The organism is Curtobacterium sp. WHRI 8282, from assembly GCF_040223925.2.
Taxonomy (GTDB): Bacteria; Actinomycetota; Actinomycetes; order Actinomycetales; family Microbacteriaceae; genus Curtobacterium; species Curtobacterium flaccumfaciens.
This window is the reverse complement of sequence record NZ_JBEHCD020000001.1, coordinates 317,599-331,543: the sequence shown is the minus strand read 5'-3', so window position 1 is coordinate 331,543 and position 13,945 is coordinate 317,599. Positions and strand designations below refer to the sequence as shown.

Genomic DNA, 13,945 nt, shown 5'->3' with positions numbered 1-13,945 from the left:
GTGGGGGAAACCAGGCATATGTTCCAGATGGATGGTCCCATGCTGATGTCATCAAGACGTGGCCCTTCGCTCCGTAGAAGGATGAATGATGTCAAGAAGAAGAGATCGGCGCGACAGGGTAGTGACGCTAAGTCGACAAATAGCCGCATTCCTAGGGCGGATGAATATGCATTCAGCGCAATCCTTCTACCTTAAGAATGCCGACGCATTGGATGCTGACGAGACCATGCTTGGGCGGAGGCGTATCTATCGCACGATTTATTCAGCGACGAATACGGGAGCCGGTGGGATGAACGATCTCTACGTGACAAAACCAGACGGGACCGGCGATGTGCCTGCATCCAAGGCCTTTGAAGCCTGCCTCCACGCGCTGCTGAAGGAAACGCGTACGTTCCTGTGATGAGTTTGGCAGTGAGGGGCGGACGGCTATCTAGAGGGGGAGCGGAGCGTTCTGGTCGCACGACGCCCCGAGCGTCGCCCAGGTGCTGGAGGATAAGGCGCAGGCACCGGACGTCAATGTGCCGGATCGCCATTGACAGATTTGATTGCGAGAGATAGGTGCGTGACAAGTTCTCGTACGGGGCCGAAGAGCCCAGAGTTCAGAGCCGTCGTCGAGTTGTGCGAGGTCGGGTCACAGCGATCGTTGTGTTGGTGTTAATTGTCGGTGGCCCTGTGATGCTCTTCGGGGTCGGGCCGTCCATTCTCAAATCCTACGACCTTCATCACATGATCAAGGTGCGCTGTGTCGCCAACTCCGCACAGGCCGATATTGCGTCTAGCCAGGGGACCAACGGTGTCGGAAGCTCTGATCCTCAGGTGGTGATCGGCACGAGCTGCGGTAAACTCATTCTCAAACGTGGAGTGTCGCGCGACAATATGCGGAAAATAGCCGACGCTGTTGAGATTGACAGGTCTTACATGTTCAGAGTCGGAAAGGGGTCTTTCGACCTTCGTGCGACACTGCGTCTCTTGCATGTGTCGCCAGAAACGTACGGAATGGAGCTGGCAAAGAGAGCGTTCTGAACGAGATAGCTCGGCCCGGTGGTGGCGCTTCGAAAGCCAACCTCCAGGACCTTCTGGAGCGGCGTTGTCGGAGGAGCTGAAGGACCTGACGTGCAGAGCTCGACTGCTCGGCACCGAGGATAGAGTCTTCTCGTGAGCGTTCCTGAGCAAGACCACGCGCCGGCCGGAGCCACCCGTTTACCAAAGAGTCGGGCCCGGATCCGAAGGGAACGCCTGAGCGCTGTGGCCGTTCTTTTTCTGGCGATCGGTGTCCCGGTCATAGCTTTCGGGTTCGGCCCGTCGATTCTAGGGTGGTACGACGACGGGCATCGCATCGAAGTCGCTTGCAAGGTCCGATCCGCGGAGGCGAGTATCGCGTCTTCACGATCCGCAAACGGCGCAGGGGGCTCGGAACCGCAAGTTGCCTTCCATACCGACTGTGGCAACCTTCTCTACCTTGAGGGCGTTGATAGGTCGAACATGAAGCGAATAGCTTCCATGGTTACTGCCGGTGCAAACTATCGATTTGAAGTCGGTGCGGGCTCATACAATCTGCGCTCGGGTCTCAAGCTCTTGAAAGTGGCGCCAACGATTTACAGCTACACCGAAGTGCGTTGATAGCTTTCTGCAAAGACGTTGCTCTGCGTCAATGAAAGGGCGACCGATGAGTTGCGGCCATCGTCTGGCTAGTGATTGCCTGGTGATGCTTTCCGTTGGCGGCCTAAAAGAATGGGTGCTGCTCGGAGGTGACGGGCCCGTGCAGGGATCGACGAACGCCCTGTTGTCTGGTGTAGAAGGCCAGAGGTGCTCGCCGCCGAGGCGTGTAGCGGTGTAGACGGAGAAGGTGCAGCAGTTGGAACAAGAAGCTCAGGTCGCTGATGTTCAGCGGAAGAAGCAGGAATGGGGAAACGTTCTTGTTTCCTCCGTTCTCGGTCTTGCGGTTCTCGGCACGATCGGCATAGTCGGCGGTGGGCAGCTGTTCAAGGCGTATGATAGATCGAACCAGATCGAGGAGACTTGCGAAGTCCAGAAAGCCGAGGCATCGTCAGGCGGCTCGACTTCCTCGAGGGGTGCCGGCGCCCTGTTCGATCAGGTTGAAGTTGACACGAAGGATTGCGGCCCCCTGGTGCTGAGGCGCGGAGTGACTGAGCAGAACAAGCAGGAGATCGCGGACGAGTTGAGCTCCGCCGGCCGTGTGCAATTCCGCATCGGGGCTGGGTCATTCAAATGGCGCGAAACGCTCCACGCTTTCCGGACGCCGGTGATCGTGCAGTCCTACGTAGCTCAGGACTAAGCTCGGCTCGTGTTCAGTGGCGCTCTAACCGTCCGACGTGCAGCATCGTCGAGTAGTGCGTCCTGTTCGGCACCAGTGAAGGTGCAGCTCTTGTTCCTTCCCCGGGGCTGCTCCGCAAGCGCCGCCAGAAGAGCGCTCGGCAAGCGGCGGCGGCAAGTCACCGCTTGTACTCGAGGGTCGGTGATGTTGAATTGAGAAGTCGAATGCGCCGCTATCGCCCACTGACTCACGTGGGCGTCGTCGGCAACATCGCGCTGATCGCCTTCACGACCGCGGTCGCGTTCTTCTTCGGGATACAACAGCTGACGCTTCCGGTCGTCTTGGCGAATGTCCTGCTCGCCGTCACCGTTGCCGGCCTGCTGGGGTTCCTCGGCTCGGGGTGGGCAATGGTCGGCCTTGCGGTCGCGTTCTTCGGAGGGCCCCTTGCAGCCAAGTTCTTGCTCGTTGGTGCGCAGCTGTCGATCCAGACCTGGTTCATGAGCTTCATAGCTGGTTGGACCCTCGGGGCACTGGCCCGGCGGTACTCCGATAGGGGACTCCCTGGTCGTGACCGAGCCTCGGGACCTGCGCTGCAGTGGTGGGTGCGCGGCCGGCGATACGTGCAGAACTCCCCGACTGCGGCTCAACTGGAGGCGAAGGTCCGTGCCCTCGACGGCCGTAAACGGACGTTGGTCACCGTTATCGACGGAGATCGTCAGATGAACATCTGTGGTGATGCCACACAGAACATCATCGTCTTCAGGACTGAAGACGTGACCGATGAAGAGCGGTGGGAGCTTCCGCTCGGAGGTCCGGTCGATGCGGCGGACCTGATCGAGGTCGCGATGGGGAGCGTTTCTGCCCCCGTGGCTCGCGGCCTCACATTGAACGCTGAGGCCGCGTTGAAGATCGTCGAAGCGTTTCTTACGAAGAAGAGAGTCGACGGGGTCGCAGGAACCTGGCGAGGTGGCGAGGTGTTGACTGTTCGGCCTTCGCTGCCGTGATTGACGTTGGTGCACTCCACGAGGGAGTCACCAGTGAGCGCATGGGTAGTGCGTCCAGCGAGCCGTTGCGTCGACGGTGGTGTCGCCCGATACGGTCGAAGGGTGGCTGGGGAACACGTGCTGGAAGCGTCGCACGGCAAGCCGGTGCTGGTCCGCGGGAACAGGATGGTGCCAGTAGCGTGGATGCTGCTGTCAGCTGGGGTAGTCGCCGCAGGACTGTGGTTGGCGTGCTCGGAGGATGTGTTCGGTGGCGCGTGGTTCACCCACATCTGGTGTAGCGCGCTCCTGCTGTTCTTCGGGCTGCTGGGACTGTTCCTGGCGGTGACCACGATCCGTACTCGCGTCAAGGTGTTCCCTGACCGACTTGAGGCGACCGTTAACCTCCACCGCACCAGGACCATCCGTCCTGGCGAACTTGCCCACTTTCGAGCGTCAGGGAAGGGCAACGACGTCCTCAGCGCTGCAACCGCTCGCGGACGACGTGGGTTCCAATCGAACCGGTTCCACCGCCACTACGACGCGCTGAACGACTGGCTCGATCAGAACGGCGGCGAGCCTTGGGCCCAGCACCAGGCGTTCTTCAGCAAGCTCACTCACCAAACGAAGCCGAAGCCGGTCCGCAGCGCAATATCGATGCTGACCATCGTCGCCTTCTACCTCTTCACGCTCGCCATGTTCCCGGGCCTGTTCGTCATGAACGCATACGACAGCGCGCACCGGGAGCGGGTCACATGCACGGTGACGTCTGCGGAAGCGGTCACACTGTCGAGTCGGTCCGCGAAGGGCGTCGGCGCTTCTTACGCTGGTGTGGGGTTCGACACGCCTGATTGTGGCCGTCTGACCTATTCGAAGACGATCTCGTTCGGGAACCAAGACGCTTTCGCCCGCCGCTACGACCGTGCCCTCGGGGCGTACGCATTCACCGTCGGTGGCGCGTCGTACTGGGTCAGGGAGCATGCACCGTGGGTGCCGCTGGCCCCGGAGGTGTACGCCGTCAGCGAGCCCCAGTGACTTCCCGGCCGGTGTCGATGCGTCACACGAGGGGTGAACGACTCGCACCGTGAAGGTGCGTGCGGCAGGACAGGATCGCGACTTCGATCGTCGTCTTCGTCGTCATCCCTCTCCTGGGCTTCTTCGTCCGGCGGATCACGTTGGAGGCGCACGGCGCAGGTCGTCTTCGAGGCGTCCGACTGCGGGGTGCTTGTGCTGCGTGGGGTGTGGATCGCGACAGGTCCGGCGGCCCAGAGCAGCAGCAGCGCGCCGCTCAGCGCCCGAAGGCCCCGACGAACTCACCCCACTGCGCGGGCGCCCGCTGCTCGAGCCATGCACAGAGCTCGGGATAGGCGGCGTCGATCGACAGGACGCTGATCACGCCGCGTTGGCCGTTCACCTTGATGTCCAGGCCACCGAACCGGTTGGTGGTGGGCCGGATGCGCTTGATCGCTGCCGGGTCGACGGTCCGCGCGGCACGGAACATCGGCGTCACGACCAGCTGCGAGTCGTACGCCTCGACGCGACGGCGCTTCTGACCGACGCCGAGGTAGACGAACAGGATCCCGAACAGCACCATGCCGACGCCGGCGATGAGCATGCCGATCGCGTCGGGGTCGTCGAGCAGGCTGAGCGTGGCCAGGAAGAAGAACCCGCCGACGACGATGACGACGATCCCGATGATCCGGAGCAGCAGGTAGCTGAACCGGCGAGCACGGACGGTGAAGAGCACGCCGTACGCCTCGTCGCCCACGACGGTGGACGGTGGCCGCTTCCGGTCGTTCTGACGGACGAGCGCGCTGACGGCGGCCGGGATGGCGATCATGGCGATCAGCGCGATGAGCACCGGCGACAGGTTGATGTTCACCGGTCCGCCCCCGTTCGTGCGTTCGTGCGCCGGCGTTCGAAGGGCGTGACGCCCTGGTCCCCCTGGATCATGCGTGCAGAGTATCAGCGCCCCGTGGACAGGTACGGGCACCCTCGCGGATGCTCTATGTTGGATTTCAGTAGCGAGCTGTGGCCCGAACGGGGGTGGTTCCCGGGGGAGACCAGCCCGGATCTGACGCCGTTCAGCAACTAGCATCGATGTGCTCGACGATTCTCTTGGGGGGAAGACCGTGATGAACCAGCGTGCCGGGAACACTGGAGCACGACGGACCGGACGACGGATCGCGGGGACGGTCGCCGTCACGGGGATCGCTGCGCTGGTGCTCGCCGGCTGCACCTCCGACGACAAGCCTGTTGCCGACCCTTCGAGGGTCCTGCAGACCGTCGACACGCGCCTCGCCGCGGACGGCTCGATCACCTCGATCTCGGACACCGCGATCTCCGTCGCAGGCAAGGACTCCTCGTCCGCGACGACCGAGCACGACCCCGCGAAGGCAGCGAGTGACCTGCCGTTGCGCATCACGACGCAGTACTCGACCAAGAAGAAGACCGGCACGGACCTGGCCGACCTCGACGGGTACTCGGGTCGGGTGTCGATCGACCTGACGATCGAGAACCTGACGGTCACGTCGAAGAACCTGACCTACGACGTCGCAGGCACGTCGCGTTCGACCCCGGCACTCGTGGGCGCGCCCTTCAGCATCGCGGCGTCGACCGTGTTGGCGGGGACCGCCGCCGACCGCGTCGTCACGGACTCGGCCGACTCCGGCTCGTCGACCGATGGTGTCGTGAGCACCAACGAGGACGGCGACGCGGTCGTCCAGTGGGGCCGGTTGCTCGCCCCGCCGACCTCCGGTGCGAGCAGCACGCTGCACCTCGTCGCCGACGTCGAGGACTTCACCGCACCGACCATCGACGTCGCCGCGCAGCCCGGGCTCTCCACGGACCTGTCCTCCACGGGCGTCGTCAACGCGGCCTTCGGGTCCGACAGCGACTCCGAACTCGCGCTCCAGCGCCGCACGATCGACCTGATCTCGCAGGTGAACGAGGTGCTGGCGCGTGCCGGTGGCACCATCACCGAGGTCCGGTCGAACCTCGAGACGACGTCGGAGACCCTCGGCGTCAGCACGGCCGAGCGCCTCAAGGAGAGCAGCTCCTCCCTTGCAAGCACGATGCAGTCCCTCTCCGGACAGCTCGGCTCCCTGAACAGCGACCTCGGCACCACGGTCAAGGCCACGCAGTCGACGGTGCTGCAGCAGCTCCAGCAGACCACCACGAGTCTCGACAGCCTGCTCGGCGACACCTCCGCGACCGCGCCGGCAACGGTGCTCGACGGCAACGGGTGCGCGGCCACGCCGAAGACCCCGTCCGCCGGGGGCAGTGTCTACGGCAACCTCCTCCGCGTCTCGGCGCAGCTCACCGGCTACGCCGATGCCAGCGAGGCGTGCAAGCAGCAGGTGAGTGCGCAGCTGGCGGGAGCGGTCGGCCCGGCGTCGCCGGACGAGACGACGTGTGCCCCTCAGGAGGCCCGTGGATCGTTGACCTGCGCGCTCTGGGATTCGTCGCGTGCGGTGAGCACCTCGCTGATCGGTCTGGTCAGCACCGGGCAGCAGCTCGCCGACCAGCTCGACCCCAAGCTCGCGGACACGGCGATCGAGCAGTCGGACGCCCTGCGCGCCAAGCTCGGCGAGATCGACACCGCCGTGCAGGCCCTCGGCGCCGACGGCACCGGTGAGGTCGCGCGCACCCTGCAGGCGTTGCAGGACCTCCGCGACCAGACCGCTGACGACCTCGGCCCCGTGCGCGACGCCGTCACGACGGTGAACCGGCAGGCAGTCGCAGCGCGCGGGTTGGTGGGCAACGCCGGCGACGGTCTGTTCAGCACCTCGATGCAGGCGCAGAACCTCGAGGTCGCCGACCAGCTCTGCGCCCTCGCGGCGACGGACCAGCTCGACGCCGAGCAGGCCGATGCGCTGCGCGGGTACCTGACCGCCACGCCGTGCCCTGGTGCCGAAGAGGGCACGACGTTGCAGCCCGGTGAACGCTTCAGTACCCCGATGGACGAACGCCTCACGGACCAGGCGAAGCAGTGGGACGCGGTGGTCGCGGCGACCGATCTCCGCTCCGAGACCGGGATCGGTGCCGCGGTCACGACGCTATCCGACGACGTCGCCGCGCTCGACGACGGCATCGCCGCGGTCCGCCGGGCAGTGAGCAACGACGGCGGTTCGGTCGAGGGAGCGGCACAGGAGCTCCAGGAACTCGTCGAGCAGGCAACGAAGTCGAGCGCTGTGGTCGGCACCCAGCTGACCGCGATCAGCACGCAGCAGACCCAGCTGCAGGACGCGGTCCGCAAGGCCTTCGCCGACGCATCGACGCAGTCCGAGAAGGACGTGCAGAAGATCATCGACCAGCAGGTGCGGCAGGTCAGCGAGACTGCGAAGGGCAGCCGTGATGCGGTCATCTCGGCCTTCGACAAGTCGATTGCCGGGCTCCGGTCCACCTCGGGCGAGGTCACGAAGGACTCGAAGGGCACGATCGACGAGCAGAAGGGCACGCTCGAGCAGGAAGGCTCCGAGCTGGCATCCGCCGTCGACCGTCAGACGGCCTCGAGTCTCGAGCAGATCGCTGCGAGCACGAGCGCCTCGACGCGCGACGTGCGGGGAGCCTCGACGCTGCTGACCGGCGACCTCAACCGGGTGATGCTCGACCTGGGCGACCGCAAGGTGAACGGATCCGGCATCCTCGGCGCGATGGCCACGAGCGCGGCGAAGTCCGACTCCGCCGACTACCAGCTCGCCCTGGCATCGCAGAACGCCGCGGGCTACGCGAACGTCCGCGCCGAGGACGTCGCCGGGATCCTGCTCCAGCAGGAGCAGTTCCGAGCCTCCCTCGACGCCGCGACGACGCTGCCCGCCTTCCAGCTCAAGGTGCCGGCCAGCGCGACCTCGACCACGCTGTACACCTTCCGGATCGGGGCGGACCGATGAGCGACCAGACGATCGACGAGTCCGACGGCACCGAGGCGGGACGTCCGCGTAATCGCCGTCCGCTGGTCATCGCCGCCATCGCGGTGCTCCTGGTCGCCGCGGTGGTCGCCGCCGTCCTGACCTTCCGGGCGATCGGCAGCAGCACGCCGGCCGAGGCCGTCCCGGCCACGGTGCCGGTGGAGATCACCGTCAAGCACGTCCCCGACACCACGAAGATCGGCGTCGTCGTCACCCTGGGTGACGGTGAAGGCTCCGAGTGGAACGAGGCGGCACAGGGTGCCCTGGTCGCCGAGCGACGACTGGCACTCGGCGGGACCGACATCACCCTCGTCACGAAGAACGACGGCGGGACGTCCGCGGGGGCGAAGACCGCGGTGGAGTCCCTGGCGAAGAGCGGCGTCGCGGGCATCGTCGTCGCGTCGTCCGGCAAGCACGTCTCCGGAGCGCTGACGACGGCGGCCGAGAAGCACATCCCGGTGGTGGTGCCCTACGCCTCGGCCGAGAAGGACTCGTGGTCGACCGCGCCGACCGCCGAGTCGATCGGCGCCGCGATGACGACGGCGCTCGGCGACGCGAAGTCGCCGCTCCTGGTGAACCTCGGCGGTGGTGCGCCCGCAGACCTCCGAGTGGCGCACGTCCTCGACGGGGACGACACCGCAGACACCGCGGAGCTCGCCGCGACCATCGCCTCGCGGACCGGCGCGACCGACGCAGACGACGACACCGCCGAGGCCGCGGACGCCGACCCGAAGGCCGCGCCGGACTCGGACGCTGTCGTCGTCAGCGGGTCCGCGCAACGACAGGGTGCCCTGGTGGCGGCACTGCAGGCCGCAGACGTCACCGTGCCGGTCGTCCTCACCCCGGACGCGACGAGTCCGGCCTTCGGCGCCGCACTCCTCGATGCCGGCGGCAGCCTGAGCGGCTCCTTCCGCACCGTCGGGGTGGCCACCGACGACGCACGGGCGCTCTCCTCGGACGCCGAAGGTCGGGCGATGTCCGCGTTCCTCGGTGGGGTCCGGGTGCTCGCCGACGATGCCGACGCCCAGAACCTGACGGGCGACCGGCCGTTCTCGGCGGTCGCCGGGGCAGCGGACGCCCGCAGCCACGATGCCGTCGTCGCCCTGGTCCGCGCGGTCGGCAAGGCCGGCAGCACGGAGCCCTCCGACGTGACCGATGCCCTCGCCGCGCTCGACCTCGACTCCGCGGCGGGCATCGCCGGTCCGGCGCTCGACTTCACGCGGCAGCAGGCGCTCGGTGCGTCCGCGACGGTCTTGGCGGCCTCGGCACAGCCACTCGGACTCCGACCCGACAACGCCGCCGCTGCTGGCTCCGAAGACGCATCCGGCGACGACGCGGCTCAGGCCACCTCGCTGGTGTGGTTCGAGGACTCCACCGCACACTGACCCACCCACGCACTACCCGAGAAGGACACCGCGAGCATGCGCCTGCTGATCGAGCTCGACGACCGACGTGAAGCGGTCGAGGTCGACGGGTGGTCCGGCGCGTCCTCGCTGGGGGAGCTCCTCTCGGCGGCGATCGGTGTCGAACTCGACGCCGAGACGACCCTCGCGGTCGACGGTCACCGCACCAGCGCGGCGACCCCGCTGCGTGACCTCGTCCTGCTCGAGGGCTCCCGCATCGGCCGCGCACCGCAGGAGCGACCGCAGACGATCGACGGGTGGAGCGTCACCCTCGCCGGGGGACTCGACGCGGGTCTCATCGTACCGGTCCCGCGCAGCCGGAAGCTCGTCGTGGGCCGGGCGCCCCAAGCCGATGTCGTGCTGCCCACCGAGAGCGCCTCGTGGGAGCACTGCACGATCGAGCGCGAGGACGACGGGGTCCGCGTGCGTGACGCCGGTTCGACGAACGGCACCGTGATCGCGGGCGAGCGCATCGATGCCGACGGCGTCCTGCTCACCGGGACCACGAGCGTGATCGTTGGCGGTGCCGTGCTGCTGGTCCGGCCGGAGCTGGACGAGGTCCCCGTGCCGGCCGCAGGGTCCCTGGCGAACCTGACGCCCGCGGCGACCGCCCCGTTCAACCGCCCGCCCCGAGCCGGGCGGAACACCGAGACCGAGACCGTCGACCCGCCGGCCAAGCGCGAGGTCCCGCAGGCCTCGAAGTTCAGCTGGATCACCGTCGCAGCGCCTCTGGTCCTCGCCGGCGCGATGGTGCTCCTGCTCGGCGACGCCCGGTTCGCCCTGTTCGCGCTGCTGTCGCCGGTCACGGCGATCGGCATGTGGTTCGAGCAGAAGCACCGTCGGGCGAGGAACCTGAAGGAGGAGGACACCCGCTTCGCCGAGGCCGTGGAGGCCTTCCGGGGTGAGATCGCCGAGGCCGCAGCGGTCGAGGCTGCCCGTCGGCAGGAACTCGTCCCCGACCCGGCCACCGTCGTCCGCCGGGCCGAGCTCCCCACCACCCTGCTGTGGCAGCGACGCTCCGAGGACGCTGACTTCCTCAGCCTGCACGCCGGCACCGGTGACGCTCCGTGGCGCCCCGGACTCGATCAGCGGGCGGCGTCGTCCAAGCTCGAGGACGAGGCGAAGGCCGCCATCGCCGACAGTCGCCTCACCGCTGCGCCGGTCGTGGCGGACCTGTCCGACGCCGGTGTCGTCGGGATCGTCGGCGACCGCGAGGGCGCGCTCGCGCTGGCGCGCAGTCTGCTCACGCAGGCCACCGTGCACTGCGGGCCCGCCGACCTGACGGTGGGCATCTTCTGCGACGCCGGCCGCGCGGACGACTGGGGATGGGCCTCCTGGCTGCCGCATGCGCGCGTGGCGGGGAGCAGCACCGGTGCCCGCTGGATGTCGGCGCAGCGTGACCAGAGCGCCGCGATGCTCCGGGGGCTGCGGGAGTCGCTCGACGAACTCCCGACCCCCAACCTGCTCGTCGTGGTCGACTCCGAAGTGCTCACCGAGGGCCGCGACGCACCCGCCCGCAACCTGCTCGGCGAAGGGCGCACCGTGCCCGGACAGTCGCTCCGTCCCGGCGAGCAGCCCCGCCGGGTGAGCGGGATCGTCATCGCGACCAACGAGCAGCAGCTCCCCGCAGCCTGCACGACGATCATCACGGTCGGTGCCGACGCCGCAGCGACGGTGTACCGACCGGAGGACCGGACCCGCGTCGAGGACGTCGTGCTCGCCGGCCTCAGCGCCGAGACCGCCGAACGGAGCGCCCGCAGCGTGGCGCACTTCGACGATCCCGAACTGCTGGTGCCGGGTGCGTCGTTGCCGTCGCTCGTCCGCCTGCCGGAGCTGCTCGCGGGTGACGACACGGTCGCGCGAACCCCGACGGGCACGAGCGCAGCCGATGCGATCCGCACGGCCTGGGACGCCCGCACCGGCTTCTCGACCCCGATCGGGTCGTCGGAGAGCGGCGTCCTCGAGATCGACCTCGTCCGCGACGGACCACACGGCCTGGTCGGTGGCACGACGGGTTCGGGCAAGAGCGAGTTCCTGCGGTCGCTGGTCGCCGGGCTCGCTGCGCGGAACGACCCGACGCGCCTGAACTTCCTGCTCGTCGACTTCAAGGGCGGGGCCGCGTTCGCCGCCTGCGAGCGGCTGCCGCACACCATCGGCACGATCAGCAACCTCGACGAGCAGCTCGCCGACCGGGCGATCCGTGCGCTCGAGGCCGAGCTCGAGCGACGGCAGCGGGTGTTCGCCGCGGCCGGGGCGGACATCGACAACCTCGACGCCTACCTGGCGACGAAGCCGGACGAGCCGATGCCGCGCCTGCTCCTCGTCGTGGACGAGTTCGCGATGCTGGCGAAGGACTTCCCCGACGTCCTGACCTCGCTCGTCGCCGTCGCGGCGGTCGGGCGCACACTCGGCGTCCACATGATCCTGGCCACCCAGCGGCCGGCCGGCGTGGTGAGCGAGGACATCCTGGCGAACACCAACATGCGTGTCGCGCTGCGGGTGCAGAGCCGCGAGGATTCAACCAACGTGATCGGCGTCCCCGCGGCCGCCGGCATCGGTCGCCAGCAGACCGGTCGCGCCTACGTGAAGCTCGGGCAGGACGACATCACCCCGGTGCAGACAGCCCTCGTCACCGGCCGAGCCCGTGACGAACGCGCCGAACAGCCGGTGTCCGTCCGACCGACGGACGTCTTCGGCGTTCCGGCGCCGATGCCCGCCCCTGCTCCGACGGCGTCCGACGTGACCGACCTCGACCAGCTCATCGAGTCGATCGGGCAGGCGAACGCCGCCGCCGGCTACGCTCCGCCGCGCCCGATCTGGCCCGAGGCACTCGGCGACCGCGTCGAGCTGGGTGCGCTGGCAGCAGCCGACGCCGCTGACACGTCGCGGACGGTGCCCGTCGCCCTGGCGGACGACCCCGACCACCAGCGCCAGGTCACCACCGGATGGGACCTCGACGAGGGCAACCTCATGCTCATGGGCATCCCCGGCAGCGGGACGAGCACGGCGCTCGCCACCCTCGCCCTGCAGCTCGCCGCCGCGACGAGCCCGGAGGACCTCGACCTGCTGGTGCTCGACATGGGCCCAGGGGACCTCGCTCCGCTCGCCCGGCTGCCGCACACCACGGCCTACGTCGGCTCCGGAGCCGGCGCGGGGGAGTTGCAGGCGCGGTTCCTCCGCCACCTGCGCGTCGAGCTCGAGCGCCGTCGTGCCACTCCGGGCGGCCGCCGTGCCGTCGTGCTGATCGACGGTCTCGCGGCACTGCGCGACGAGTACCAGGACTTCGAGGGCCAGCTGCTGCTCGACGCCCTGTACCGCGTCTACGCCGAGGGGCCCGCGCTGGGCATCTCGTTCGCCGTGTCGACGACGCGGGCCAAGGCAGTGCCGTCCGCGATGGACGAAGTGACCACCCAGAAGTGGATGTTCCGCCTGGCTGACCCGTACGACTACGCCTCGATCGGCGTCCGCCCCAAGGACGTCCCGCCGCCGGTGCCGGGTCGATTCATCGACTCGGTCATGCGCCTGCAGTCGCACGTGGCGACGCCCGACGTCCCGCTCGCGCAGGCGGTCGAGCGCCTCGCGGAACGCTGGTCCGGCACCGCTCCGAAGGCGAGTGCGGTCGGGCGGCTGCCCGACGCCGTCCTGGTCGACGAGCTCGGCGCGCACGCGGTCTTCTCCAGCGAGCCGTGGCGGCTGCCGGTCGGGATCGCCGAGGACGACCTCGCTCCGGCCACGCTCGAGGTCTACGACGGCGAGCACGTGCTCGTCGCGGGGCCGGCGCGCTCGGGCAAGTCGACCGTCCTGCTGGCGTTGGCGGCACTGGCACGCGCTGCAGAGGGCGTCCGCCCGGCCGTCTGGGCGATCTGTGACCGTCGGTCACCGCTCGCCTCGGGATCGTTCGACCGCATCGCCGTCGGACCCGACGAGGTCCCCGCTCTGCTGGCCGGGCTGCGGCTCGAGCGCGGTCCGGTCCTGCTGCTCATCGACGACGCCGAACGCTTCGACGACGGCGACCAGGCGATCGCCACCCTGCTCGCGACGGAGCGTCCCGGTCTGTGCGTGGTCGCCGCCGGTCGGTCCGCCGACCTCCGGTCGCTCTACAGCCACTGGACCCGCGCCGTCCGCAAGTCGCGGTGCGGCGTGCTCCTGCAGCCGGACGTCGACTACGACGGCGAGCTGCTCGGCGTCACGCTCCCGCGCCGTGCACCGGTCGCGCTGACCGTGGGGCGCGGCTACGCGTCGTCCGGCGGCGCCGTCCGCCTGGTCCAGACCGCGTCCGCAGGCAGCTGACCCGACCGACTGACGGACTGGAGGCCCGTGGCGACGCCGCCACGGGCCTCCAGTCCGTCTGCTGGTCGCGCTCAGTCGTGCGATGGA

The 13,945-nt window shown here is 68.3% G+C and carries 8 protein-coding genes; 7 read left to right on the top strand and 1 reads right to left on the bottom strand.

Annotated features, from left to right (window positions below; genetic code table 11):
* Window positions 1–160: 160 nt before the first annotated feature.
* The 4 genes from ABRP24_RS01620 (at window position 161) to ABRP24_RS01605 (ending at window position 4,290) form a co-directional block, all read left to right on the top strand.
* Window positions 161–400, top strand: a complete 240-nt coding sequence (locus ABRP24_RS01620; protein WP_301597099.1) for a hypothetical protein — start codon at window positions 161–163, stop codon at window positions 398–400.
* A 1,446-nt stretch (window positions 401–1,846) separates the two neighbouring features.
* Complete coding sequence (locus ABRP24_RS01615) at window positions 1,847–2,296, top strand: hypothetical protein (protein ID WP_349847720.1); 450 nt, start codon at window positions 1,847–1,849, stop codon at window positions 2,294–2,296.
* 230 nt (window positions 2,297–2,526) lie between these two features.
* Window positions 2,527–3,279: a hypothetical protein gene (locus tag ABRP24_RS01610; RefSeq protein WP_349847721.1), complete on the top strand. Its 753-nt coding sequence runs from the start codon at window positions 2,527–2,529 to the stop codon at window positions 3,277–3,279.
* Window positions 3,280–3,381: 102 nt separating this feature from the next.
* A complete protein-coding gene (locus ABRP24_RS01605; protein ID WP_349847722.1) occupies window positions 3,382–4,290 on the top strand; it encodes a hypothetical protein in 909 nt (302 codons plus the stop codon).
* A 253-nt stretch (window positions 4,291–4,543) separates the two neighbouring features.
* On the opposite strand, the gene ABRP24_RS01600 is transcribed toward ABRP24_RS01605, so the two are convergent.
* Window positions 4,544–5,137 carry a hypothetical protein gene (locus ABRP24_RS01600; RefSeq protein WP_214522070.1) on the bottom strand — a complete coding sequence of 198 codons (594 nt, stop codon included), beginning with the start codon at window positions 5,135–5,137 and terminating at the stop codon, window positions 4,544–4,546.
* 253 nt (window positions 5,138–5,390) lie between these two features.
* On the opposite strand from ABRP24_RS01600, the gene ABRP24_RS01595 reads away from it, so the two are divergent.
* From ABRP24_RS01595 to ABRP24_RS01585, 3 genes are read left to right on the top strand one after another with little or no spacing between them, the layout of a single operon-like run.
* Entirely contained in the window at window positions 5,391–8,147 is a 2,757-nt protein-coding gene (locus ABRP24_RS01595; RefSeq protein ID WP_349847723.1) for a hypothetical protein, read from the top strand.
* Window positions 8,144–9,550, top strand: coding sequence for a hypothetical protein (locus ABRP24_RS01590; protein ID WP_349847724.1), 1,407 nt, complete (start codon window positions 8,144–8,146; stop codon window positions 9,548–9,550). Before ABRP24_RS01595 ends, ABRP24_RS01590 begins: the two co-directional genes overlap by 4 nt.
* Before the next feature lie 36 nt (window positions 9,551–9,586).
* Window positions 9,587–13,858, top strand: coding sequence for an FtsK/SpoIIIE domain-containing protein (locus ABRP24_RS01585; protein ID WP_349847725.1), 4,272 nt, complete (start codon window positions 9,587–9,589; stop codon window positions 13,856–13,858).
* The last annotated feature ends 87 nt before the right edge of the window (window positions 13,859–13,945 follow it).

Excerpts from the sequence above, each read along its gene's own strand:
- ABRP24_RS01590 (WP_349847724.1), top strand. The coding sequence starts at position 8,144 with ATGAGCGACCAGACGATCGACGAGTCCGACGGCACCGAGGCGGGACGT.
- ABRP24_RS01595 (WP_349847723.1), top strand. The coding sequence starts at position 5,391 with ATGAACCAGCGTGCCGGGAACACTGGAGCACGACGGACCGGACGACGG.
- ABRP24_RS01620 (WP_301597099.1), top strand. The coding sequence starts at position 161 with ATGAATATGCATTCAGCGCAATCCTTCTACCTTAAGAATGCCGACGCA.
- ABRP24_RS01585 (WP_349847725.1), top strand. The coding sequence starts at position 9,587 with ATGCGCCTGCTGATCGAGCTCGACGACCGACGTGAAGCGGTCGAGGTC.